The organism is Variovorax sp. OK605 (assembly GCF_900115445.1).
Classification (GTDB): Bacteria; Pseudomonadota; Gammaproteobacteria; order Burkholderiales; family Burkholderiaceae_C; genus Variovorax.
In genome coordinates, this window is the sequence record NZ_FOWL01000014.1 from 161128 (window position 1) to 186508 (window position 25381).

Genomic DNA, 25381 nt, shown 5'->3' on the forward strand with positions numbered 1-25381 from the left:
CTGCCGCAGCGGCAACTGCAACTGCGCGCGCGGCCGAACCGCCGGCCGCCTCGCGCCCGCCTGCTCAGGCCTCTTCGGCTTCCTTGTAGTCGCCCACGGGCACGCAGCTGCAGAACAGGTTGCGGTCGCCGTACACGTTGTCGACGCGGCCGATGGGCGGCCAGTACTTCGCGTTCTTCAGCGCGGCCAGCGGGTAGGCGCCGAGTTCGCGCGAATACGGGTGCTCCCACTCGCTGCCCAGCAGGCTGGCCGCGGTGTGCGGCGCGTGCTTGAGCGGGTTGTCTTCCTTCGGCCAGACGCCTTCCTCGATGCGGCGGATCTCACCGCGGATGGCGATCATCGCGTCGATGAAGCGGTCGAGCTCGGCCAGCGGCTCGCTCTCGGTCGGCTCGACCATCAGCGTGCCCGGCACGGGGAAGCTCAGCGTGGGCGCGTGGAAGCCGTAGTCGATCAGGCGCTTGGCCACGTCCTCGGCGGTGACGCCGCTGGTGTCCTTCAGCGGGCGCAGGTCCAGGATGCACTCGTGCGCCACATGTCCGTTGGGGCTCGCGTACAGCGTGGGGTAGTGGTCCTTCAGGCGCGCGCTGATGTAGTTGGCGCTCAGGATGGCCGTTTCGGTCGCGGCCTGCAGGCCCTTGGCGCCCATCATGCGGCAGTACATCCAGCTGATCGGCAGCACGGCCGCATTGCCCAGCGGCGCCGCGGACACGGCACCGACGCCGTGCGACGGCACGCCGGCGGTCACATGGCCCGGCAGGTACGGCACGAGGTCTTCGACCACGCAGACCGGGCCCACGCCGGGGCCGCCGCCGCCGTGCGGAATGCAGAAGGTCTTGTGCAGGTTCAGGTGGCTCACGTCGCCGCCGAACTCGCCCGGCGCGGCCACGCCGACCAGCGCGTTCATGTTGGCGCCGTCCACGTACACGCGCCCGCCGTGTGCGTGCACCAGCTCGCAGAGTTCCTTCACGCGGGTTTCGAACACGCCGTGCGTGCTGGGGTAGGTGATCATCACCGCGGCCAGCTTGTCGCTGTGCTTCTCGCAGGCGCGCTTCAGGTCGTCCATGTCGACGTTGCCCTGCGTGTCGCAGGCCGTCACCACCACCTGCATGCCGACCATCTGCGCGCTGGCCGGGTTGGTGCCGTGCGCGGAAGACGGAATCAGGCAGATGTTGCGGTGGCCCTGGCCCTTGGCTTCATGGAAGGACTTGATGGCCAGCAGGCCCGCGTACTCGCCCTGCGAACCGGCGTTGGGCTGCAGGCTGATGCCGGCGTAGCCGGTGGCCTCGCACAGCCAGGCGCGCAGTTGCGCGTCGAGCTGGGCATAGCCCTGCTGCTGGTCGGCGGGTGCGAAGGGGTGGATGTTGGCGAACTCCGGCCAGGTGATGGGGATCATCTCGCTGGTCGCGTTGAGCTTCATGGTGCAGCTGCCCAGCGGGATCATGCTGCGGTCGAGCGCCAGGTCCTTGTCCGACAGGCTGCGGATGTAGCGCAGCATCGCGGTTTCGCTCTTGTGGGTGTTGAACACCGGGTGCGAGAGAAAGCCGCTGGCGCGGCGCAGGTCGTCGGGAATCAGCGGCGTGGTGTTCGCGGCCAGGTCGTCGAAGCGCGGCATCGCGGTGCCGGCCGGCACGAACAGGGCCCACAGTGTTTCGATGTCGGCGCGCGTGGTGGTCTCGTCCAGCGAGATGCCCAGGTGCTGCTGCAGGCGCTGGCGCAGGTTGACGCCGCCGGCCTGCGCGCGTTCGATGATGGCGGCGGTGTCGTCGCCGGTGCGAATGGTCAGCGAGTCGAAGGCGGTGGTGTTGACCGGCTCGCGGCCCATCTGCGACAGGCCCTTCGACAGGATGGCGGTGAGCACGGCCACGCGCTGCGCGATGCGCGTGAGGCCGTCGGGACCGTGGTACACGGCGTACATGCTGGCCACCACGGCCGGCAGCACCTGCGCGGTGCAGATGTTCGACGTGGCCTTCTCGCGGCGGATGTGCTGCTCGCGCGTCTGCAGCGCGAGGCGGTAGGCGGGCTGGCCGTGCGTGTCCACGCTCACGCCCACCAGGCGGCCCGGCAGCGAGCGCTTGAACGAATCGCGGCAGGCCAGGTAGGCGGCGTGCGGGCCGCCGTTGCACAGCGGCATGCCGAAGCGCTGCGTGGTGCCGCAGACGATGTCGGCATCGAACTCGCCTGGCGCCACCAGCAGCGTGAGCGCCAGCAGGTCGGCCGCGACGATGAAGGCGGCGTCGCACTGGTGCGCGTGGCCCGCGAGCGGGCGCAGGTCGTGCACATGGCCGGTGGTGGCGGGGTACTGCGCGAGCACGCCGAAGAACTCGCCGCTCACCATCAGCAGCGGCAGCGTTTCCGACACGGTGCTGACCTTCACCTCGATGCCCAGCGGCGCGGCGCGCGTCTTGATGACTTCGATGGTCTGCGGATGGCAGTCGCCCGAGACCAGGAACACGTTGCTCTTGCTCTTCACGCTGCGCTTGGCCAGCGTCATGGCCTCGGCCGCGGCGGTGGCTTCGTCGAGCATCGACGCGTTGGCGATGGCCATGCCCGTGAGGTCGCACACCATCGTCTGGAAGTTCAGCAGGGCTTCCATGCGGCCCTGCGAGATCTCGGCCTGGTAGGGCGTGTAGGCCGTGTACCAGGCGGGGTTCTCCAGGATGTTGCGCAGGATCACGCCCGGCGTGTGCGTGCCGTAGTAGCCCTGGCCGATGAAGTTCCTGAACACCTTGTTCTTCGACGCCATCGCCTTCAGCTCGGCCAGCGCGTCGGCTTCGGTCACCGGCGCGGGCAGGCGCATCGGCTTGCTCCTGCGGATGGCCGCGGGCACGATGCCGTCGATGAGCTCCGCGCGCGTCGTCGAGCCGATCACCGGCAGCATGCGCGCCTCGTCCGCCGCATCGATGCCGATGTGGCGGGCAAGGAATTCTTCGGCGTTCTCTAGTTCTTGCAAAGAGGGAAGGGCGGGCGTCGGCATGGCGGTGACTGTCTATCGGCGTTAATAAAAGAACTCAGCGGTCGCCGCCGGGCCGCCCCAAGGCGGACCGCGCCTTCCCCATGGGGGATGGAGAAGCACACGAAGTGGCAAGCCGAGGGGCAAACATCATTTCAGGATTCGGCGGCGAACTTGTCGTACGACGCGGCGTCGAGCAGGGCGTCGAGCTGCGCGGGTTCGCTCAGCTTGACCTTGAAGAACCAGCCGCTGGCCAGCGGGTCGCTGTTGGCGAGCGAGGGGTCGGCGCGCAGCGCTTCGTTCACTTCGGTGACTTCGCCCGACACGGGCATGAACACATCGGCGGCGGCCTTGACCGATTCGACGACGCCGGCGACTTCGCCTTGCGCGAAGCTCTTGCCGACTTCAGGCAGGTCGACGAACACCACGTCGCCCAGCGCATCCTGCGCATGCACGGTGATGCCGACGGTGGCCGCGTCGCCTTCGGCCGACACCCATTCGTGGTCCTTGGTGTACTTGATGCTCATGGAAAACTCCTCGTGGAAAAAATGTTTCGGGGTGCAGAGCCTAACGGGGCTCGGTGTGCATCAACCGCGTCAGCCGCGTCAACCACGGTAGTAGCGGGTGGGCACGAAAGGCATGGTGGACACTTCCATCGGCACCGGCTTGCCGCGCACGATGGCCTGCACGCGCGTGCCGGGCTGCGAGAACGCGGTGGCCACGTAGCCCATGGCCACGCAGCGGTCGGCCGTCGGGCCGAGCAGGCCGCTGGTGACGATGCCGATGTCATGGCCTTCGAAGGACTGCAGCACGGTCCCGTCGCGCACCGGAATGCGCTCCAGCGCCACCAGTCCCACGCGTTTGCGCTTGAGCGTGTCGTGGTCGGTGTGGCCGGCCGCGCCCGCGGTGGCCGCGGCCAGCTGCGCCAGGATCTTCGCGGCGCCGGGGAAGCCGCCTTCGCGCGCGCCGCCCGCGCGGCGCACCTTCTGCATCGCCCAGTTGAGCGAGGCCTCGACCGGCGTGGTGGTGGTGTCGATGTCGTTGCCGTACAGGCACAGGCCGGCTTCCAGGCGCAGCGAATTGCGCGCGCCGAGGCCCACGGGCTTCACCTCGGGCTGGGCCAGCAGCAGGCGGGCCAGCGCGTCGGCGTCCTTGGCGGCCACCGAGATCTCGAAGCCGTCTTCGCCGGTGTAGCCGCTGCGGGTGACGAAGGCGTCGACCTTGACTTTGTCATCGCCGATCTGCACCGCGCCGCCGGTCATGAACACGAAGCGCTCGATGCCGGGCGACAGCCGCGCCAGCGTGGCCGCGGCCTGCGGGCCCTGCAGCGCCAGCAGGGCGTGGTCGGGTAGGGGCTGCACGTCGCAGCGGCCGCCGATCTTCTGCTGGATGTGGGCGATGTCGGCCACCTTGCAGGCGCCGTTGACGATCACGAAGAGCGAGCCGTTGCCTTCGTTGAAGAACATCAGGTCGTCGAGGATGCCGCCTTCGTCGTTCAGCAGCAGGCCGTAGCGCTGCTTGCCGGCGGGCAGGTCGACCACGTCGACGGGCATCAGGGTTTCGAAGGCGGCGGCGGCGTCGGGGCCCACCAGGCGCAGCTGGCCCATGTGGGAAATGTCGAACAGGCCGGCCGCGTCGCGCGTGTGCTTGTGCTCGGCCATCAGGCCGGCGGGGTACTGCACCGGCATCGAGTAGCCCGCGAAGGGCACCATGCGGGCGCCGAGCGCCACGTGGAGGTCGTACAGCGGCGTCTTGAGAAGGGTGTCGGAGGCGGAAGAAGCAGCCACGGGGCTCTCCAGAGGGCAAAAGGGGCAGACGAAATCCATGACGCAAGCCATGGGCCACCCCTGCTGTCCGCTTTACCTGAGAGATTCACCCCACGATCGGGGTTTGCTCCTTCGGTGGGCCGGTGCACCGTTTCGGGTGCCGCGGCCTCTCTCCAGCAAGGAAACGCCGGTGTTCACCGGCGCCTTGTCAGTCCTTTTGCCTGAGCGTTCGGGAATCCCCTGCGCCTTCGGCGGCCCCGTCGTGCGGGGCTCTCTCCTGACCCGGGCGAGTGTAGTGGATCGCGCGGGGCCCAGGTTTTTGTTTCAGTGAACGATCTCGGCCGGCGGCAGCAGCCGGTCGATGCGCTCGCGCAGCGATTCGGCGCGCTCCGGACCGGCGGTCTTCTCGACCTCGCTGAGCATCAGCGCGGCGATGGTCAGCATCGCGTCGCGGTCGCGCGCCTCGCGCAGGGCGTCGCGCATCTGCAGCGCGAACCTGGGGTCGCGGCGCACGAACATGCGCTCGCACATGTCGAACAGGAACATGCGCGTGGTGGCCAGCGAGCGCTTGCCGTCGAAGCTGTCGGCCGAGGTGCTGACCTGGATCGGTTCCGCGACCGGGGCGGCCGCAGCCGCAGCCTGGGCCTGGGCCTGCGCCGCCTGCGCGGCGGCTGCTGCCGCGGCGGCGGCCGCCTGGGGGTCCTGCAGGTAGCCGCGCTGCACCAGCGCCAGCAGCGCCTGCTCGGCCTCGTCCCGGGTGGTGAACAGCGGACTGAAGTCGGTCAGCGAGCGCCGGCCGTCGGCCATCAGCAGCAGCGCGCGCTCACGCTGGGTGAGCGTGCGCTGGCCGCCCTGCAGTTCGTCGCGCGCCTTGTCGGTCTTGGTGGGAAGCATGCAGCCACAGCCTTGGGGAATCGAGGACTGCAGCATCGTTGCAAGTGGTGACACCTTCATGAACCATTCGACTTACAGGGCCACAAGCTCAGCCGCCTGCGCTTTCCTTGCGGATGAGCCAATGGTTGCGCGCGCGTTCAACCCATTCAACCCATTCAACCCGTTCAACCCGTTCAACCCGTTCAACCCGTTCAACCCGTTCAACCCGTTCAGGCCGCGGCACCCTCCACGCCCGCGCCCATCGGCTGCATCGACCGGTTGCGCAGCCGCAGCGCGAGCACCGTGGCCACGCACAGCACGCACAACACGGCGGTCAGCGTGACGCCCAGGCCGCGCGCGTCCGACAGCATGCCGAACAGCGGCGACACCAGCCCGCCCACCGACAGCGCCAGCCCGAGCGTGATGCCGCTGGCCGTGGCCGGGTTGCGCGGCAGGTAGTCCTGCGCCAGCGTCACCTGCGCGGCGAAGGGCAGGAACATGCTCATGCCGAGCAGCGCGGTGCAGGCCAGCGCCCAGCCGGCCGAGGGCGCGAGCACCAGGCCGGCCAGCGCCGGCAAGGCGAGCAGGTAGCCCGCGCGAATGGTGCCCATGCGCCCGATGCGGTCGCCCAGCCAGCCGCCGAGCAGCGTGCCCACCGCGCCCGCGGCGGTGAAGGCCGTGAGCGCCGCGGCGCCCTGGAAAGCCGTGCCGTGCAGGTCGCGCGTGATGCGCAACGAGAGCATCGACAGCACCGTGACGTACGGGATCGACCAGCCCACGATGGTCGCCACCAGCCAGCCGAAGGCGCGCCAGTCGTTGGGCGGCTTCGCCACTGCGGCGCCGGCCTTGCGCGCGGCGGCCGAAGCGGCCGCCGCGGCGCTGCCCGCGCGCCCCGTGCTGGCCAGCAGCCAGACCACCCCCATCACCACCGCCGGCACGCCCAGCAGGTAGCTGCGCGACAGGCTGCCGCCGCCCACCGCCGTGGCCGCCAGCACCGGCGCGAATGACGCGCCGATGGTGCCGCCCACCGAGAACACGCTCATCGCCTTCTGCGACGCACCGCCCGCCGCGCGCGCCGCCACCGTGGCCGGCGGGTGGTAGGCCGCGATGCCCAGGCCGCACAGCGCAATGGCGATCCAGGTCAGCAGGTAGCTCTGGCTCAGCCCCGCCAGCACCACGCCCAGCGCGGCCACCAGGAAGCCCGTGGGCACCAGCCAGCTGCGCGGATGGCGGTCGGCGTACAGGCCGAACAGCGGCTGCACCACGCTCGACAGCCCGGTGGCCGCCAGCATCAGGCCGGCCGCGGCCGTGTAGCTGTAGCCGCGCTCCAGCACCATGAAGGGCAGCAGCGCGGGCACCAGGCCCTGGTAGAGATCGTTGACGGCATGGGTGCCGGTGAGCAGCCCGAGGCGGCGCTTGTTCATGGCTATCGTTTCTTTCGTTTTCTTGTGAAAAAGCGATCGTAGGAAGCCGTGCGAAGATCTTCTCGCTACGAATTGGCAAACATCGTCGAGAAATGGACAAAGACATCAACCTGCGGCCCGAAGAGGGCGAGTCGACCCCGCGCGCCGTCGCGGCGCTGGCGACCGACCCGGCGGGCGACGCCTTCATTCCGTCGCATGTGCACCGGCGCGGGCAGCTGATCCATGCCATTTCGGGCGTGATGCTCGTGGGCGCGGCGGCCGGCAGCTGGGTGGTGCCGCCGGGGCGCGGCGTGTGGGTGCCGGCCGGCATGGCGCACGAGATCCGCATGGCCGGCGTGGTGAAGATGCGCACCGTTTTCGTGGAGCCCGGCACGCGCGCCGACCTGGGCGGCGAATGCCGCGTGATCCACGTCGGCGAGCTGCTGCGCGCGCTGATCGTCACCGCCGTGGCGCTGCCGCGCGATTGCGCGCCGGGCGGGCGCGACGAGCGCGTGATGGAACTGCTGCTCGACGAGATCGAGGCCGCGCCGGCCCTGTCGCTGCACGTGCCCATGCCGCGCCACGCGAGGCTGGCCGCGTTGTGCGAGGAACTGGTGCGCGACCCGTCGCGGCCCGCGTCGCTCGACGCGTGGGCGCGGCGCCTGCACATGAACAGCCGCACGCTCGCGCGCCTGTTCCAGCGCGAGACCGGCATGAACTTCGGCGCCTGGTGCCGGCAGGCGCGGCTGCTGCTGAGCCTGCCGAAACTGGCGGCGGGCGCGTCGATCCTCGAGGTGGCGCTGTCGCACGGCTACGAGAGCCCGAGCGCTTTCACCGCGATGTTCCGCCGCACGCTGGGCGTGCCGCCCAGCGCGTACCTGCGCCGGGCACCGTCCTGACCCGCCGGCCTGTTGCTCAGCAGCGCTGCGCGGCGTCCGTCGCATCCGCGGAAATCTCTTCCACGGTCACGGCCATATCGCCCATTTCCAGCGGCCCGTAGTTGGAGAGAAAAGCCACGTCCGCCGCGTCGCGCCCGTAGGCCAGCACGATGCGCCCGCCGCGCGGTTGGTCCTGCGTGGCGTCGAAGGTGTACCAGCGCCCGCCCACGAAGGCTTCGAACCATGCGTGCATGTCCATCGGGTCGAGTTGGTGGAGGTAGCCCACCACCAGGCGCGCCGGAATGCGCAGCGCCCGGCACATGCCGATGGCCACGTGCGAGAAGTCCCGGCATACGCCCGCGCCGTCGTTCAGCGTGTCCAGCGCGTCGGTCGAACCGTCGCTCACGCCGTACCTGTATTGAAGGTTGGTGTGGATCCATTGCCGGATGGCCTCGACCTGCGCATAGCCGGGCCTGGTATCGCCGGCGATGCGCCGGGCCCGCTCGCCCATCTTGTCGGACGGGCAGTAGCGGCTTTGCAGCAGGTACTGCAGCGCGTCGGAAGGCAGGTCTTCGACCGGCACCGCCGCGGCGTCGGGCGCAACGGCAATGGCGGCGTCCGCTTCCATGATCATCTCGACCTCGATGCGCATCTCGCCTTGCGGGATCTTCAGGCGCTGGCACAGGTTGCCGAAGCTGTCGACGTATTCGGTGGTCGTGACCCAGGGGTGCAGCTCGTAGCGCTCGCTGACCATCCATTGCGCGTCGCCGCTGCGCGGACGAAGCATGGCGACCACGGGGCAGTCGCTGCTGGCGTTGACGGTCATCCTGCAGGTGGCGTGAAGCCTCATTGCAAATCCCTTCAATGGTCGGACGGAGTGCCTGTGCGTGCCGGTCGGTTCACATGCAAGCGCCGCGCCACCCGGCTGCGCGGCCGCGGGAGGGCCTTGGCGATTCTGTTCAGCGGCTCGGAAACACCGGCCCCGCAGGTGCCACGGCCGGCGGGCGCTGCGGATAGACGGAGGTGCCGAAGGTGTTGCCCATGCGGTGTTCCGTCGCGGCGCGATTGAACAGCCCGAGCTGGTTGGACGGCCGCTGCACGATGGCTTCGGAGGCCAGGCCCTGGGTGGCCGTGCCCGGCGGCGGTGCGGCCGGACGCAGCTTGTCCGTCATGCAGGCATAGGAGGGCGCGCGCTCGCCGTTGACGGTCACCTCGACGCAAGCGGCCTCGGCCTCGGCGGCCCGCGCCGGTGCGGCGAGGCTGCATGCCAGCGCAACGGCAGCAGAGACAGCGGCGAAACCGCACAGACGACACCTGCCCATCCCCACCTCCATCGTGTCCGGCCCGCCACCGCCGACGCAAGGCACGGCAAGGCAGGACGGAAAAAGCGAAGAGTCTATGCAGCGCGCATGTCAATCGGAAGACGCACGCCGCGCCAGGCGGCGCATGGAAACCAAACGTCACATGTCGGTCATGCGCCCTCGCTAGTCTCGCTGCGGCCGCCGGGCGCCCGGCCATTTCTCCGACCACCTACGCCGTTTCGATTTCCGCCCCATGACAATTCCTTCCACCCCCGGCGGCGCGCTGACACTGTCCTGGTGTCTCATGATGGCGCTGATGCTGGGGGCGCGCTGGTCGCCGGTGCACGCCGCGCCGCAGGAAGAGGCCATGGTCCGCTTCGACCTGCCGGCCCAGCCGCTGGCCGCCTCGCTGGCCGTCTTCGGCCGCATCACAGGCCACTCGGTGCTGGTGGCCGGCAGCCTCATGGCGGACCGGGAGGCCGCGGCCGTGCATGGCGACTTCGCGCCGCAGGAGGCGCTGAGGCGCCTGCTCGCGGGCACCCGCCTGGCGGCGCGCTACATCTCCGCCAATGCGTTCACGCTGGTGCCGCTGCAGGACGACGCGGCGGCGCCGCATGCGCCCGAAGCTTCCGAAGCCCCCGCACCTGAAGGCGCGGGCCGCGCCGACACCGCGCTCGCCCAGGCCGCCTTCGGCGCCGTGCTGCAGCGCGCCATCACGCGCGTGCTGTGCATCGCGCAGCCCGACGCCTTCGGGCGCTACCGCCTTGCCGTGCAACTGTGGATCGACCCCGGCGGCCTGGTCAGCGCGGCACGCCTGCTCGAAGGCAGCGGCGTGCACGAGCGCGACGCGGCGGTCATCGAACGCCTGCGCACCCTCGACCTCGAGGCGCCCGTGCCGGCGGCGCTCGCGCAACCGGTGACCATTCTGTTGACCCCGCGCGCCAATCCGCAGCGCGACTGCCGGCCGTACCGCGGCGGCGCGGGCTGAGCGGCATGCCGGAGTCGATCAAGGCGGCGCTGCGCGCGCTCTTCCTCGCGCGCTACACCCAGTTCCGCAAGCACCTGCAGATTCGCCTGGGCTCGGAAGACCTGGCCAACGACGCGCTGCAGGAGGCCTACCTGCGCGTGGAGAACACCCACATCCGCGATGTGGTGCGCTACCCGTCGGCCTACCTGTTCCGCATTGCGCTCAACGCGGCGGAAGACCAGCGCAAGAGCAACGCGCGCCTGCTGAATGCCGGCGAGGTCGAGGAGCTCTACGACATGGCCGACGAGATGGCCGACCCGGCGCGCGGCGCCGAGGCGCGCAGCGAGATCGAGGCGCTCGAGCGCGCGCTGGCCGAGCTGCCGCGCCGCCGCCGCGCCATCGTGTTCGCGGCGCGCGTGGACGAGATGCCGCACAAGGACATCGCCACGCGCTACGGCGTGTCGGTGCGCACGGTCGAGAAGGAATTGCGCGCCGGCCTGGAGCATTGCTGCGAAAGGCTGGGCAGGGATTTCATCCAGCGCTTCGGTCCCGGCGCGGGAAAACAGTCTAAGCGTGATGACAGCTGAACGCGGGGAGTCCGAAGCGATGAAAACCATGCAACGGGAAGCGCAGGCCTGGGTCGTGCGGCTGGGTTCGCAACAGGCGAACGAAGACGACGCACGCGCCTTCCGGCGCTGGTGCACGCAGAGCACGCTGCACGCGCAGGCCTTCGTGCGGGCGCGCGAGGTGTGGCAGTCGATGGCGCCGGCCGCGCAGCGCGTGCGCCAGCAGGAAGAACGCGCGGCGCGCCAGCGCACCCCGCTGCTCGCGCCCCGGCCCATGCCCGCGGCGGGCCGCCGCGCGCTGCTGGGCGGCGCGGTGACGGCCTCGCTGGCATCGGTGGCCTACCTGGCGGTGTCGCCGCCGCTCGGGCTCTGGGCCTCTGTGACCGAATGGGGTGCCGACTACCGCACCGCGACCGGCGAGCAGCGCGAGGTCGACATCGGCGGCGGCGTGGTAGTGCAGATGAACACGCAGACGCGCGTGAACACGCTGCCGGGTGGTGGCAGTAGTGGCAGTGGTGGCAGTGGTGGCGGCGAAGGCGCGGACGCCGGCGAAGGCATCGAGCTGGTGGCCGGCGAGGCCGAGGTGCTCGCCGGCGCGCCGGCCGCCGGCGGCGGCGCCCGCGTGCGCGTCGCCGCGGCGGGCGGCATGGTGTCGGCGGTGCGCGCGCGCTTCAACATCCGCAACCTCGGCGGCGAGGTTTGCGTCACCTGCCTGGCGGGGCAGGTCGAGGTGGCGCGCGGCGCGCAGCGCGCGCAGCTCGTCGAAGGCCGCCAGCTGCGCTACGGCCCCGACGGCCTCGGCCCGGTGACGGCGGTGGACACCGGCGCCGCCAGCGCCGTCAGCGCGTGGCGCCGGCGCCAGCTGGTCTTCGACCAGGTGCCGCTCGCGGAGGTGGTGGCCGAGGTCAACCGCTACCGCCACGGCCGGCTCGTGCTGACCAGCGAGGCGCTGGGCCGCAGCAAGGTGCAGGCGAGCTTCTCGATCGACCGGCTCGACGACGTGGCGGCGCTGGTGCGCGACGTGTACGGCGCCGAGCTCACGCAGCTGCCCGGGGGCATCGTGCTGCTCGGCATGGGCAAGGCGTGAATGTGGGATGGCGGCCGGCAGCCGCCGCGGACGCCTTTTGTGAAGATTTCGTGACATGGTGCAGTCGCTCGCGTTCTTCGCTGTCATAGCTCGGTAGACCACGCGCCGTCCGCTGTCCGGACGTGTGCGCGTGGCATCGATTCGAGCAATGAAACACGAACCCATGGAAGTCCGCATGCAACGCAGCAGCACGGTGTCCCGGCGCAACACGCACCCTTCTTCTTTCTTCTCGCCGCAGCCTCGGCTCACGCCGCTGGTGCATGCCATCGCGCTGATGCTGGCCACCGGCGCCGCGGTGCAAGGCGCGCATGCGCAGCAGGCCTTCAGCCCCGCGTGGATGGCGCAGAAGAGCATGGCGCAGAGCACCGCGGCGGCCACCGGCCGGCTGCCCAACGGCATGCCCGCGTCGATGCTCACCAGCCCGCAGGCGCAGCAGCAGCGCGCGGGCGAGCAGCTGCAGCGCTCCATCGGCAACCTGAACATCGCGGCGCGCGGCATCGCGGCGCAGCAGGCCGCGCAAGAGGCCGCGCGCCGTGCGGCCATCGAAGGCGGGCAGGGCGTGCCCGACGGCCTGGCCCAAGGCGGCCTGCGCGTGGACACCGCCAGCCTCACGGCGGGCTGGGCCAATGCCAATGCGCCGGTGCAGACGCAAGGCGAAGGCCGCACGCAGGTCACCGTTGCGCAGACCGGCGCGCAGGCCATCCTGAACTGGGAGACCTTCAACGTCGGCAAGAACACCACGCTGAAGTTCGAGCAGCAGCCGAGCTGGGCCGTGCTCAACCGCGTGAACGACCCGAACGCGCGGCCCTCGCAGATCCAGGGGCAGATCCAGGCCGACGGCACGGTGCTGGTGGTCAACCGCAACGGCATCGTGTTCAGCGGCAGCAGCCAGGTGAACACGCGCAACCTCGTGGCCTCCGCCGTCGGCCTCAGCGACGCGCAGTTCAAGAAGGGCCTGTACAGCGACGCGCAGGGCTCGGCCTTCGTGCCGACGCTGGCCAACGACCTCGCCGTGAGCGCGACCGGCTTCACGCACGGCGCGGCCACGGCCGACGTGACGGTCGAGGCCGGCGCGCGCATCGCCACGCACCGGCCCACCAGCGTCACCGAAGGCGGCGGCTACGTGCTGCTCGCGGGCCGCGAGAGCATCAACCGCGGCCACATCGAAACGCCGTCGGGCCAGGCCGTGCTGGCCGCCGGCGACGCTTTCGTGATCCGCAAGGGCATGGGCACCGACGCCAACCAGACCTCCAGCACGCGCGGCAACGTGGTCACGCCGCTGTACCTGGGCGACTCGGCCGCCGGCCGCGTGGTCAACAGCGGGCTGGTGCAGGCGCCCACCGGCGACATCACGATGGTGGGCCGCCAGGTGCGGCAGGAGGGCGTGCTGGAAGCGACCACCTCCGTGCACACGCGCGGCACCATTCATCTGCTGGCCGACCAGAAGCAGGCTGGCGCCACGGTCACGCTCGCCCCCGGCAGCATCAGCGCGATCCGGCTCGACGCCGACCCCGCCACCGCGCTCGACGTGCAGCGCGAGTCGCTGCTGACGGACAGCGACAAGGCCGGCGGCGACGGCTTCAACCGCCGCGACCAGTCGCTGGTGCGCATCGTGAGCGGCGGCAACGTCGACTTCCAGGGCGAGTCGCTCACGCTCGCCACCGGCGGCCAGGTGATGGTCGACGCGGCGCGCCGCAGCCAGGTGGCCAGCGGCGCGCGCATCGACGTCTCGGGCGCGGTGGGCGTCAACGTGGCGATGGAAGCCAACAACGTGCAGGTCGACGTGCAGGGCAACGAGCAGCGCGACGCACCGGGCAACCGCGACAGCAAGCGGCTGAACAACAGCAAGCTGTGGATCGACCGCCGCACGCTGGTGCGCGTGCCCAAGGACGCGCAGCAGGGCTACGACACCGACCGCTGGTACACGGCAGGCGGCCTGCTGGAGGTGAGCGGCTACCTGGGCACCGACGGCCACGGCATCGGCGAGTGGGCGGCGCAGGGCGGCACGGTGCAGTTCGCGGGCCGCGAGCTGGTCACGCAGGGCGGCTCGAGCATCAACCTCTCGGGCGGCACGCTCGACGTGCAGACCGGCAACATCCGCCAGAGCTACCTGAAGGGCCGCGACGGTCGCCTCTACGAAGCCTCGAAGGCACCGGGCGACCTGCTGTACGACGGCGTGTACAAGGGATTCGAGTCAGCGCACAAGCGCTGGGGCGATTCGGCCACCGACTTCTTCTACAACCCGCTGATCGCGCCGCAGCAGCGGCTGGAAAGCGGCTACACCGTGGGCCGCGACGCCGGCCGGCTGGTAGTGGCCACGGACGCCGCGGTACTCGAGGGCGAACTCACCACCGCCGCCTTCCAGGGACCGCGCCAGCAGCGCGCGCGCGACGCCGGCATGGAGGGCTACCTGCAGTCGCAGACCGCCGTTGCGAAGCAGGGGCAGCTCGTCATCGGCGCGCTCACGCCGTACCACGACAAGGCCCTGCGGAACCTGCGCAACAGCCCCGAGGCGGTGGTCGAGAAGGTCGACATCGGCACGCATGCGCGCCAGCTGGCCGACGGCCTGGCCCTCGCGCAGCCGCTGCCCGAGGCGGCCGCGAAGAGCCTGCTGCTCGACGCCGGCTGGCTCAGCAGCCTGGGGCTGGGTGAGCTGCGCGTGTACGCGGCGGGCGGCATCCAGGTGGACGGCGCGGTGAGCGTTGCCCACGGCGGCACGCTCGCGCTGCACGCGACCGAGGTGAAGGTCAATGCCGACCTCACGGCGCGAGGCGGCAGCATTCTGCTGGGCAACATGATCGAGCGCCGCACGTCCTCCGCGGCCCAGCCCTGGCTGGAGTTGCCGATCGAGAAGATGCCACCCGGCGGCTACTTCGCCCAGACGCGGGTGGCCCCCGGCGTGACGCTCGACGCGCGCGGCCTCTGGACCAACCTGAAGATCGACCGCAGCGACATTGCCGGCCTGCCGTACGTGGACGGCGGCAGCGTGTCGATGCGCAGCACCGGCAGCGTGGCGCTGGGCACGGGCAGCCTGATCGACGTGTCGTCGGGCGCGGCACTGATGGAAGACGGTTCGCTGCGCGGCGGCAAGGGCGGCAACGTGACGCTGGGCGCCAGCCAGAACCTGGGCGCCGGCGCGCTGGCGATGGACGGCGAGCTGCGCGGCTACGGCGTGCGCGGCGGCGGCAAGCTGAGCGTGGAACACGGCACCACCATCAGCATCGGCGGCATGCCGACCGATGCCGACAAGGTGCTGCAGGGCGGGCTGGCCAGCGCGCAGCCGCTGCGCCTGGCCAACGACTACGTGATTGGCGCGGGCGCGTCGATCCCGATGGACTTCTCCGTCACCAGCGACAGGTTGGCGCCGGGGCAGGTGGTGCGGCAGAACTCGCAGCCGCGGCTGGACGACCAGAACCCCGTGATCACCGCCGCCCCGTGGGTGAGCACGTCGACCGTGCAACTGGCTTCGGGCAAGCTCATTGCCGCCAACCAGGTGGTGCCGGCGGGCAGCGCTCTGGTCGGCATCTCCAACATTCCCGCGGGCTATGTGTTGCCGGCCGATGTGTTTCCGAATGGCCTGCCGACCTTCGAGCTGGTCGCCGTCTACAAGGCCGGCACTGCCTCCAGGTTTCCGGTCACGGTGCCCGCAGGCACGCGCATTGCCACCGGCACGGTGTGGCCCGACACGGTGGCTGTGGTGCCTTTTCTCGCGCTGGACCCCAGCCTGTTCCAGCGCGGCTTCAGCCGCTACGCGGTGAATTCGCCCGACGGCATTTCGGTGGTCGACGGCGCGCAGCTGCAGGTCGTCATGCCGGTGTTGCGCTTCGACCCGGCCGCGGGCCGCATGCTGGCCACCGGGGGCAATACCTCGCAGGCGCTGCAGGCCTGGCTGCCGCCGCTGCAGCAGGAGAACGCAGTGCGTCGCACGCTCACCATGCGCGACGGCGCCGACCTGTCGCTGAAGGCGGGCACGCTGGAAGCGGAAGGGGCGCTGACCATCGGAACCGGTGCGCGCATCCAGGTCGACCCGGGCCGCGCCATTGCGCTCGAAGCCAATGCGCAAACCACCATCGACGGGCTGCTGCAGGCCGCGGGCGGACGCATCTCGGTGCTGCGCGGGGCCTACAAAGAGGCCGGGCCGGCGGACACTGCCAATGGCCTCGGTGACAACCGTTCGATCTGGATCGGCGAACACGCCGAACTCGACGTCTCCGGACGCGCCTTCACCGCCACCGACTCGCTCGGCCATGCCTACGGCAAGGTCAGCGCGGGCGGCACCATCGAGATCGGCGTGCCCTTCGACCTGGACACCCGCAAGTCGGCGCAGGCCGACGCCTTCGTGGTGGTGCGCCCCGGCGCGCGACTCGACGCCTCGGGCGCCACGGCCACGCTGTACCAGCCGGGCGCGGGGCCCCTCGAAGCGCCCAGCCAGGGCGGCGTGATCTCGCTGACCTCTTCGCGCGGCCTGTACCTGGACGGCCAGATGCGTGCCGCTTCGGGCGGTGCTGGCGCGGCCGGCGGTACGCTGGCCCTGACGCTGGAGACGCCGATCTACGGCCCGGTCGCCAACTTCACCTACGCAGGCCCCACTGTGACCGACACGGTGCGCAAGACGCGTGAACTCGTGCTGGCACAGACGCAGGGAGACGGCGTGCTGGCGGCCGGCCTGCAGGCCGGCGCGGCCGATCCCGCGCTCACCTACGGCCACGCGCGCGTCGGCGTGGACCGCATCCAGGCCGGCGGCTTCGACAACCTGGCGCTGGGCGTCAACGGCGTGCTGAGCTTCGACGGCTCGGTGCAACTTCGGCTGGGCCAGAGCCTGCGCCTGACCGCCAGCAGCCTGGGCCTGGTCGAGAACGCCCCCATCGACAGCCGCATCGTGCTGAGCGCCCCCTACGTGCGCCTTGGCGGCTCGGCCAACCGCCAGGTCGACAACACACTCATGCCCAACCCCGTGACCGGCGCGCGCAACTTGGGCCAGGGCAGCGGGGAACTGGGCGTTCCGAAGGTGGCGGCGGGCAGCAGCCTGCGGGTGGACGCCGACCAGATCGACATCGCCGGCGACGTCATGACCGGCACCCGCGGCCTGGTCTATCTGAACAATGGCAAGAAGGTGGCCGTGGAGCGCCTCGCCTTCGACGACATGCGCCTGGCCAGCCAGGGAGACATTCGCTTCCAGGACCGGGGCGGGCTCTATGTGCCCGGCAACCTCACGCTCGCGGCGGCGCAGATTTATCCGGCCAGCAACGAAATGGCCACCGTGGTGGTCGGACGCTACAGCACTCCGCGGCCTGAATTCGGCACCGTGGACGTCGCGTTCGACCCCCAGCGCACACTCACCGTGGAGCGCATCGGCAACGCATTGCCGGACATGCCGCAGAGTGTGTTCGGCCAGCTCACGCTGTCGGCGGCCAAGGTGGTGCAGGGCGGCGTGCTGCGTGCGCCGCTGGGCGGCATCACGCTGGGCAGTGCAACGGGCAGCGGCTACACCGGGCTGGTCGAGCTGATGCCGGGCAGCGTCACGTCGGTCAGCGCGGCCGGGCTGCGCATGCCCTATGGCGGCACGTCGGACGGGCTGAACTATGTCGTCAACGGCAAGGACGTGGAGTACCGGGGCGTCGGGCGGGACCCGTCGGTCAGCCTGGTGAGCCACGCGGTGGACGTGCACGCGGGCGCGGTGGTCGACCTGTCCGGCGGCGGCGAACTCACAGGCACGGCCTTCCTGCCGGGCCGTGGCGGCTCGGTCGATGCGCGCATGAACCCGCTGATGCAGCGCAGCGCCGACGGCCACGGCTTCGTGCTGCCGGGCCTTGCGACCAACCCGGTGTACGCCATCGTGCCGGGCGTGCCGGCGGCCTATGCGCCGGTGAACGGCGAGAAGGGCGCGAGCAGCGCGGCCGTGGGCCGCCAGATCACCATCGGCGCGGGCGTGCCGGGCCTGCCGGCGGGCACCTACACGCTGCTGCCGTCCACCTACGCGCTGCTGCCGGGCGCGTTCCGCGTCGAGCTGAACGGCCTGGCGCCCAGCGTGGGCGCCATGGGCACCGCCGGTGCCATGCGCAACGGATCGTGGGCGGCCTCTGGGCAGCTCGGCACGGCCGGCACCGCGTTTCGCGATGCGATGCCCACGCAGGTGATCCTGACGCCGGCCGACATGCTGCGCACCTACTCGCAGTACAACGAGATGGGCTACAGCGCCTTCGCACAAGCGCAGGCGCTGCGCGAAGGCGTGCCGCGCGCGGTGCTGGAGCGCGACGCCAAGTCGATCCGCGTGGACCTGGTGGCGCCCACGCAGGCCGGCTCGTTCGAGCGGCCGCAGCAGCTGCGTTTTGCCGGCAGCGTACTGGCCGCCCCGGCCGAAGGCGGGCGCGGCAGCACGGCGTCGGTCGGCGGCGGCAGCGACGTCGAGATCCTGCCCGACGGCGCTTCGCGCACGCCGGGCTTCACCGGCGTGTCGATCCACGCTTCCGAGCTCAACGCCATCGGCGCGGCGCGCCTGGTCATCGGCGGCCAACTCACGGCCTCCTACACCGACAACAAGGGCAGCCTGCAGCAGGCGAACATGGTCAATGCCACCACGCAGTCGCGCGCCGTCGTGCTGCGCGCCGGCAGCGAACTGCGTGCGGCGGAGGTCTTTCTGATCACCAGTTCGCGCGCCGGCGGCACCACCGTGGAGCAGGGCGCGAGCATCAATACGCTGGGCCGCGGCAACGCCGCCTACGACTCGAAGGAAGGCTTCGTCTTCGCACCCGGTCCCAACAGCCTGGTGGCCGTGTCCAACGGCTGGCTCGACATGCTGGCGCCCACCTTGCCGACCGAAGGCGACGGCAAGGGCGCGGGCGCGATCCAGATCGGCGTCTGCACGCTCACGCCATGCGCCGGTGTCACGCGCCTGTACTCCGAAGGCACCATCACCGCTGCGACCGACAACGCCTTCAACCTCGGTGAAGCGGTGCGCTACGGCACGCGCAACCTGGTGCTGGCCGTGGGCGGCGTGAACGTGGGCAGCGAGAAGTCGCTGGCCGATGCCACCGCGCGTGGCGTGCTGCCACCGGGCCTCACGCTCAACCAGGGCGTGCTCGACCGTTTGCTGCGCGGCGACACCGAGGCCGGCGCGCCCGCGCTGGAGAACCTGGTTCTTACGGTGCGCGATTCGCTCAACTTCTACGACACGGCCACGCTGTCCACCATCGACCCCGCCACCGGCCGCTCGTCGGTCGAGCGGCTGGTGCTGGGCACGCCCGCCATCTACGGCCACGGCAGCGCCGACGCGCTCGCGCGCATCCAGACCGACACGCTGGTGTGGAACGGAGCGAACACGCCGGCCGGCAACGTGGTGGCCGGCGGCGCGGGCACCGGCAGCGGGCGCCTGGCGATCGACGCGCGCCGCATCGAGTTCGGCTTCGGCCCCGGTGCGCGCGTCGATTCGGTCCACACCTTCGATCGCACGACACTCGGCTTTGCCGACGTGAGCCTGAACGCGAGCGAGCGCATCACGGCCAACCGCAGCGGCTCGCTGTCGGTCTACCAGAGCCGCGGCCCATGGGACCAGACGCTGAACGACTTCAGCTACAGCGGCGGCACGCTGCACCTGCGCACGCCGCTGCTTACCGGCCGCGCGGGCTCGGTCAACAGGATTTCGGCGGGCGGCGACATCGACGTGGCGGCCTTCCCCGGCGTGCGCGCCGGTGCGCCCGACAACGCGGCGCTGGCCGACGCGCTCGGCGCCGAGCTGTCGCTCGACAGCCGCAAGGGCAACCTGCGCCTGGACACCGCGGTGCTGCTGCCCAGCGGCAAGCTCAGCCTCGCGGCGCAGGGCGACCTGCTGCTGGGGGCGGGCGCGCAGATCGACATGGCGGGCCGGCGCATCGACTTCTTCGACAGCGCCAAGCACAGCTGGGGCGGCGACGTGCTGCTCGAAAGCCGCGCGGGCAACATCGCGCAGGCGGCGGGCTCGGCCATCGACGTGTCGGCGGTGGAGAACCGCGCCGGCAAGATCGTGGCGATGGCGCTGGGCGACACCGCGGGCACGGTGTCGCTCGCGGGCACCCTGCGCGGCGCCAGCAGCGGCCACTACGACGCGGGCGGCACCGACGTGCCCTACGCGGCGGGCCGCGCCGACATTCGCGCGCAGCACATCGACGACTTCACCGGCCTCAACCAGCGCCTGAACGACGGCGGCGTGGTCGGCGGCCGCAGCTTCCAGCTCAGGCAGGGCGACCTGCTGGTGGGCAACGAACTGCGCGCGCGCGAAATCAACGTGTCGGTGGACAACGGCCAGCTCACCGTGGCCGGCACTGTCGACGCCAGCGGCGAGCAGGTGGGCAGCATCCGCCTCGCGGCGAAGAACGGCGTCACGCTGGCCGGCAACGCCGTGCTCGACGCGCATGGCAGCGTGCTGCGCGTGGACAGCTACGGCCAGGCCATCGACGCACCGAACCGCGCGGTGATCGAGATCGATGCGGGCAGCGGACGCCTGCGCATCGAGCCCGGCGTGCGCATGGACCTGCGCGCGGGGGGCTCGGGCCGCTCGTTCGGCACCGTCGCGCTCAACGCACCGCGCCTGGGCGGCGCGACCGGCAACGACATCGGCATCGACGCGGCGGGTGGCATCGCCATCGACGGCGCGCGGTCGATCATGCTCAACGCCTTCTGGCGCTATGACGATGCGCCGGTGGGCACCGACGTTGGCGTCGACGGCCGCAGCTACCAGTCGGTCACGCAGGCCTACCTGAATGCCAAGCACGCCGACAGCACGGTCTTCATGGCCAACGCGCTGGGCAACGGCACGCTGATGAACGCCCGGCTGCAGGGCCTGCGCGCGTACGGCGATGCCTTCCACCTGCGCCCGGGCATCGAAATCGCGAGCCGCACGGCCGATGGCGACCTGCACCTGGACGGCGACATCGACCTGTCGGGCTACCGCTACCAGAGCGTCAACCCGCACACGCAGCGCACCGGCGTCGCGGGCTCGGGCGAGGCCGGCGCGCTGGTGCTGCGCGCCAAGGGCCGGCTGGACGTCTTCGGCAGCCTGAGCGACGGCTTCGACGGTGCGCGCCTGCCGGTCACGCCCGACGACAAGGGCTGGATGCTGCCGAGCGGGCGCATCCCGCTGGGTGGCGACATGGTGCTGCCGCAGGGCGGGCGCGTGACGCTGGACACCGGCACCTTCTTCCAGTCGGGCCGCGTGCTGAACTACGACCTGCCGATGCAGGCGATGAGCCTGGCGCGCGGCACCTTGCTGCCCGTCACGGCCACGCTGAGCCAGCCGCTGGCACTGGCCAAGGGCGCGGTGCTCGGCGGCGCGGTGCGGGATGCGGCCGGCAACGAGCTGTACGCCGCGGGCACGGTGCTCCCGTCGGACGTGACCTTGCCCGCTGGCGCCCAACTGGGCGCGGGCTTTCGCCTGAACAACGTCGCCAACGTGGCGGCCATGACCTGGCCGCGCGGCGTGGCGCTGCCTTTCCCCGACGGCGTCATCCACGACCAGTCTTTCCCGGGATCGCCTCTCAACGGCGTGCAGCTCGCGCGGCCGCTCGCGCTGGCCAAGGGCGCGGTCATTCCCAGCGAAACCCTGGTGCGCCTGCCGGGCGGCATCAACTTCGTCGACCTGCGCGACCGCGAGGCCGACGGCACCCAGGGCCGCACCTGGGCACTGGCGCCGTTGCTGGCGCAGGGCTCGCAGTCTTGGGACCTGCGCCTGGTCGGCGGGGCCGACCTGTCGGCGGCGGACTCGCGCCTCACGCAGCCGCATGCCAATGCAGGCATCCGCCTGTCCGACACGCACTACGGCTCCAGCTTCGTCAGGATTGAAATTCCCGGCACCGCCACACCCGGCGAGTTCATGTGGGCGATCGACGCCGACGTGGCGCTCTGGAACGAGCAAGGCCTGGGCTTCGACATTCACCCCGGGCAGGCGTTGACACCGGCGCAGGTCGAAGAGGTTCTTGGCTGGGGCGGCCTGGAGCTCAACAACTTCGGCGTCGGCCCGCTGCTGGTGCAGACCGCGCCCGGCAAGCCGCCACAGACCCGGCTGGAAGAAAAGCCGCTGCGCGAGCCGATCTTCAGCGTGCTGCGCACCGGCACCGGCGACCTCGACCTGGTCTCCGGCGGCGACATCCTGATGACTTCGCCGTATGGCGTCTACACCGCCGGCACGCCCTCGGCCTCGCTGGCGCAGCCGGGCAAGGCCGATCTCCACAACCTGCCCCGCGGCCAGCAGGCCGACGGCAGCATGCTCGGTTCGCTGGGCACCACGCTCGCGCCCTTCGTCGACGGCAGCAGCAGCCAGAGCCTCTACCAGGCGTGGTACCCCGAGCACGGCGGCAACCTGCTGCTGCGCGCGGGGGGCGACGTCATGGGCGACCAGGTCGGCAGTGCCGCCGCGTTGCTCCGAACGGACCCGCTGGGCGTGCGCGGGACAATGACGGGCACCAGCTCCGTCGGGCAATGGCTGTGGCGCCAGGGCGGCGGCGCCGTGGCCCAGGACGTGCCGACGGCCTGGTGGATCAACTTCGGAACCTATGTGGCCGGTGCCGGCAAGGACAGCGCCCCCTACCTGATGGGCTTCACCGGCTTCGGCACGCTGGGCGGCGGCAACCTGGTCTTCGAGGCGGGCCGCGATGCCGGCATGCTCAACCTCGTCAGCGACTGGAACGCCGCCTTCGTCTCGCGCAGCCAGGGCCTGAGCCTGGCCGTGGGCAGCACCGGCCGCGTGACCTCCGCTGGCGAGCTGGTGCTCACCGGCGGCGGCGACCTCGACATCCGCATCGGCGGCGGCCTCAACCCCGTGGCCGAGACGCGCAGCTTCGCGCCCTACGGAGGCAGCCAATTCGCGACCGACCTGCGCCGCACCGAGCAACGGCTGGACCTGAACGGCACCTTCACCAACTTGCGCGGCGCATTGCGCGTGGACGCGGGCGCGGTGGGCGGGATCGAGCTGCGCTACGACCGGGCCGACCCGACGGAGTCGCGCGCGCTGCGTGTCAACGTGTCGAGCTCCGGCATTGCCGGCGGCGGTCCGGTGCTGGTGCTGGGCGACAGCGGCCTGCGCGTGGAGGCGCGCGGTGACCTGGTGATCGGAACCGTGACCGACGCCGGGCGCGTGCCTCAGTTCAACGGCGGCGTGCCGTTCACCTCCGGCGGCTCGCATTTCGCGGGCGGCGGCATCGGCTGGTTCTCGCTGTGGACGCCGGCGACCGCGGTCGACCTGTTCTCGGCCGGCGGCAACCTGACACCGGGCATGGCCTGGACCGACAACCGCGAACGCAGCGACCAGGTAGCGAGCGGCGACCGCTTCATCTACCCCTCGGTGCTGCGCGCGGCATCGGCCAACGGCAGCCTCTACTACGGCAACGCCGTGACCGGCACGTTCAACCGCAGCAACGTGCCGGACCAGTCGAGCACCGGCATCCTGCTGGCACCGACCCCGGTCGGCGCGCAGTTCGTGCGCCAGGGCAAGCCGCAGCTCGAACTGCTGGCCGGCGACTCGATCTACGCGAGCGGCTATGCGGTCACGCCCTCGGGCGTCGATCCGGCGATGCTGCCCACGCCGTTCAACCCGGGCTTCGTCGGCCTGGGCCAGGCCGTCTGGTACGGGCCGCTTCGCATCACCAACGTGCACCCCGATGCGATCGCGCCTTCGGTGCTGCTGTCGGGCAGCTCGGCGCCCAATCTCACGGCGCAGAGCTATCCGCTGTTCAGCTTCGTGCCGCCCACGGCTTCGGGCTACAGCGTCACGGGCCAGGCGCCGTCGCGCTTCTACGCGGTGCAGGGGGACATCGTCGGCCTGCGCACCGGTTCCATCATCTCGCGCTCGGAGGTCTTCGGCCCGACTGACACCTGGTACGAAGGCAGCGGCCCGGTCGCGATCCGCGCCGGGCGCGACATCGTGAATGCCGGTACGCCGCTCGGCGCCCCCGAGGCCCTGCCGGCCAATGCCCTGGGCTGGACGCGCACCCGCGGCCCCGACAGCAATGCGCCGTACCGGCCGGAGCCCTCGCTGGGGAACGGTTTTGCCACGGGCAACCTGATCGTGCACAACCACGTCGACGACGTGTCGGTGGTGGAAGCGGGCCGCGACATCCGCTACAGCAGCTTCTACGTGGCCGGGCCCGGCCAGCTCGAACTCACGGCGGGGCGCGACGTGTACATGGCCGACAAGGCCGAGCTGCGCAGCGTCGGTTCGGTGGCGCGCGGGCCCGGCGTGGTGCCGGGCGACCGCCGCAGCGGCGCCGGCATTGCGGTGACCGTGGGCGCGGGTCGCGAAGGCGCCGACTGGGCGGCCTTTGCCGCACGCTATCTCGATCCGAAGAACCTGGCGAACGCCGATCAGTCCTTCGCCGAGCAGCCGGGCAAGGCGCTGCGCACCTACGAAGGCGCGCTGTCGCTGTCGCAATGGCTGGCGCGCGAGTTCGGCTATGGCGGCGACGAGGCGGGCGCGCCCGCCTACCTGGCGGGCAAGCAGGCCGAGCTCGACCGCGGGCGGCAAGGCAGCGGCACCGGCGGCGGCGCGGCCATCCGCACGCTGGAGCGCGAGTACCGCCTGGAGAGCGGCCTGCACCTGGTCAACTGGCTCGCCGAACACTTCGGGGGCGCCAACGGCCTGGGCCTGCACTTCGACGCGAAGACGATGGACGCGCGCGCCTTCTTCGACGCCTTGCCGCAACCGCAGCAACGCGCCTTCCTGCGCAACGTGTACTACGCCGAGCTGAAGGCCGGCGGGCGCGAGTACAACGACCCGAAGAGCCGGCGCAGCGGCAGCTACCTGCGCGGGCGCGAGGCCATCGCCACGCTGCTGCCGTCGCAGGACGCGCAGGGCAACGCGCGCAGCTACGCGGGCGACCTGACCATGTTCAGCAGCGCCCGGTACTTCGAGCTGAGCGGCGCGGAGCCGACCAAACGCCCCTTGCCCGGCAAGACCTACATGCGCTACGACGAATGGCTGGCCATGGGCGGCACGGGCACCGACCTGCCGTACTACAAGGTGCTCGACGCCGGCATGCACACCGACTTCGGCGGCGACATCAGCCTGCTGGTGCCGGGCGGGCGCGCGGTGGTGGGCGTGGACGGCGGCTTCACGCCGGGCGAGGGCTCGGGCCTGCTCACGCAGGGCGAGGGCGACATCAACGTCTACACGCATGGCAGCCTGCTGCTCGGCCAGAGCCGCATCTTCACCACCTTCGGCGGCAACGTGCTGGCGTGGTCGGCGCAGGGCGACATCAACGCCGGGCGCGGCGCCAAGACCACCATCGTGTACACGCCGCAGCGGCGGGCCTACGACAACGTCGGCAACGTGGCGCTGTCGCCGAACACGCCGAACACCGGCGCGGGCATCGCGACGCTGAACCCGATCCCGGAGATCCCGCCGGGCGACGTGGACCTGATTGCGCCGCTGGGCACGATCGACGCGGGGGAGGCGGGGATCCGGGTGTCGGGCAACGTGAACCTGGCGGCGCTGCGCGTGGTGAACGCGGAGAACATCCAGGTGAAGGGGCAGTCGGTGGGCATCCCGGTGATCGCGGCGGTGAACGTGGGGGCGCTGACCAACGCGAGCGCGGCGGCGTCGCAGGCGGCGGCGGCCGCGCAGGA

The 25381-nt window shown here is 71.1% G+C and carries 12 protein-coding genes and 2 riboswitches; of the genes, 5 read left to right on the top strand and 7 right to left on the bottom strand.

Annotated elements, in window-relative coordinates; all coding sequences use genetic code 11:
• Positions 1-64: 64 nt before the first annotated feature.
• From gcvP to BM013_RS30185, 5 genes are all read right to left on the bottom strand, one after another.
• Positions 65-2974, bottom strand: a complete 2910-nt coding sequence (gene gcvP / locus BM013_RS30165) for an aminomethyl-transferring glycine dehydrogenase (RefSeq protein ID WP_093131960.1) — start codon at positions 2972-2974, stop codon at positions 65-67.
• A 131-nt stretch (positions 2975-3105) separates the two neighbouring features.
• On the bottom strand, positions 3106-3477 hold the full coding sequence (gene gcvH, locus BM013_RS30170) for a glycine cleavage system protein GcvH (RefSeq protein ID WP_093131962.1): 372 nt from the start codon (positions 3475-3477) through the stop codon (positions 3106-3108).
• A gap of 78 nt (positions 3478-3555) precedes the next feature.
• On the bottom strand, positions 3556-4737 hold the full coding sequence (gene gcvT, locus BM013_RS30175) for a glycine cleavage system aminomethyltransferase GcvT (RefSeq protein WP_093131964.1): 1182 nt from the start codon (positions 4735-4737) through the stop codon (positions 3556-3558).
• A gap of 53 nt (positions 4738-4790) precedes the next feature.
• A riboswitch (glycine riboswitch) is annotated at positions 4791-4903 on the bottom strand.
• Positions 4904-4915: 12 nt separating this feature from the next.
• A riboswitch (glycine riboswitch) is annotated at positions 4916-5006 on the bottom strand.
• A 34-nt stretch (positions 5007-5040) separates the two neighbouring features.
• Positions 5041-5610: a hypothetical protein gene (locus BM013_RS30180; RefSeq protein ID WP_177206644.1), complete on the bottom strand. Its 570-nt coding sequence runs from the start codon at positions 5608-5610 to the stop codon at positions 5041-5043.
• 209 nt (positions 5611-5819) lie between these two features.
• Entirely contained in the window at positions 5820-7013 is a 1194-nt protein-coding gene (locus tag BM013_RS30185; protein ID WP_093131968.1) for an MFS transporter, read from the bottom strand.
• Positions 7014-7105: 92 nt separating this feature from the next.
• On the opposite strand from BM013_RS30185, the gene BM013_RS30190 reads away from it, so the two are divergent.
• A complete protein-coding gene (locus BM013_RS30190; RefSeq protein WP_093131970.1) occupies positions 7106-7891 on the top strand; it encodes an AraC family transcriptional regulator in 786 nt (261 codons plus the stop codon).
• Between the two features lie 16 nt (positions 7892-7907).
• Here the strand turns inward: BM013_RS30190 and BM013_RS30195 are convergent, their stop codons facing one another.
• The gene (locus tag BM013_RS30195) at positions 7908-8720 is read right to left on the bottom strand and encodes a transglutaminase domain-containing protein (protein WP_093131972.1); all 813 of its coding nucleotides are present in this window, start codon (positions 8718-8720) and stop codon (positions 7908-7910) included.
• 109 nt (positions 8721-8829) lie between these two features.
• Positions 8830-9192 carry a hypothetical protein gene (locus BM013_RS30200; protein ID WP_143098411.1) on the bottom strand — a complete coding sequence of 121 codons (363 nt, stop codon included), beginning with the start codon at positions 9190-9192 and terminating at the stop codon, positions 8830-8832.
• A 232-nt stretch (positions 9193-9424) separates the two neighbouring features.
• Here BM013_RS30200 and BM013_RS30205 point away from each other — a divergent pair, with 232 nt between their 5' ends.
• The 4 genes from BM013_RS30205 to BM013_RS30220 form a co-directional block, all read left to right on the top strand.
• Positions 9425-10159 (top strand): secretin and TonB N-terminal domain-containing protein, encoded by a 735-nt coding sequence (locus BM013_RS30205; RefSeq protein WP_143098412.1) that lies wholly within the window; start codon positions 9425-9427, stop codon positions 10157-10159.
• A gap of 5 nt (positions 10160-10164) precedes the next feature.
• The gene (locus BM013_RS30210; RefSeq protein ID WP_093131978.1) at positions 10165-10725 is read left to right on the top strand and encodes an RNA polymerase sigma factor; all 561 of its coding nucleotides are present in this window, start codon (positions 10165-10167) and stop codon (positions 10723-10725) included.
• A 19-nt stretch (positions 10726-10744) separates the two neighbouring features.
• Entirely contained in the window at positions 10745-11791 is a 1047-nt protein-coding gene (locus BM013_RS30215; RefSeq protein WP_256221776.1) for a FecR family protein, read from the top strand.
• A 175-nt stretch (positions 11792-11966) separates the two neighbouring features.
• On the top strand, positions 11967-25381 hold a 13415-nt coding region (locus tag BM013_RS30220; protein WP_143098413.1), incomplete at its 3' end, for a filamentous haemagglutinin family protein.

Bases quoted from the DNA above. Each gene is read 5' to 3' on its own strand.
- gcvP (WP_093131960.1), bottom strand. From the start codon at position 2,974: ATGCCGACGCCCGCCCTTCCCTCTTTGCAAGAACTAGAGAACGCCGAA.
- gcvH (WP_093131962.1), bottom strand. From the start codon at position 3,477: ATGAGCATCAAGTACACCAAGGACCACGAATGGGTGTCGGCCGAAGGC.
- BM013_RS30180 (WP_177206644.1), bottom strand. From the start codon at position 5,610: ATGCTTCCCACCAAGACCGACAAGGCGCGCGACGAACTGCAGGGCGGC.
- BM013_RS30185 (WP_093131968.1), bottom strand. From the start codon at position 7,013: ATGAACAAGCGCCGCCTCGGGCTGCTCACCGGCACCCATGCCGTCAAC.
- BM013_RS30190 (WP_093131970.1), top strand. From the start codon at position 7,106: ATGGACAAAGACATCAACCTGCGGCCCGAAGAGGGCGAGTCGACCCCG.
- BM013_RS30195 (WP_093131972.1), bottom strand. From the start codon at position 8,720: ATGAGGCTTCACGCCACCTGCAGGATGACCGTCAACGCCAGCAGCGAC.
- BM013_RS30200 (WP_143098411.1), bottom strand. From the start codon at position 9,192: ATGGGCAGGTGTCGTCTGTGCGGTTTCGCCGCTGTCTCTGCTGCCGTT.
- BM013_RS30205 (WP_143098412.1), top strand. From the start codon at position 9,425: ATGACAATTCCTTCCACCCCCGGCGGCGCGCTGACACTGTCCTGGTGT.
- BM013_RS30210 (WP_093131978.1), top strand. From the start codon at position 10,165: ATGCCGGAGTCGATCAAGGCGGCGCTGCGCGCGCTCTTCCTCGCGCGC.
- BM013_RS30215 (WP_256221776.1), top strand. From the start codon at position 10,745: ATGAAAACCATGCAACGGGAAGCGCAGGCCTGGGTCGTGCGGCTGGGT.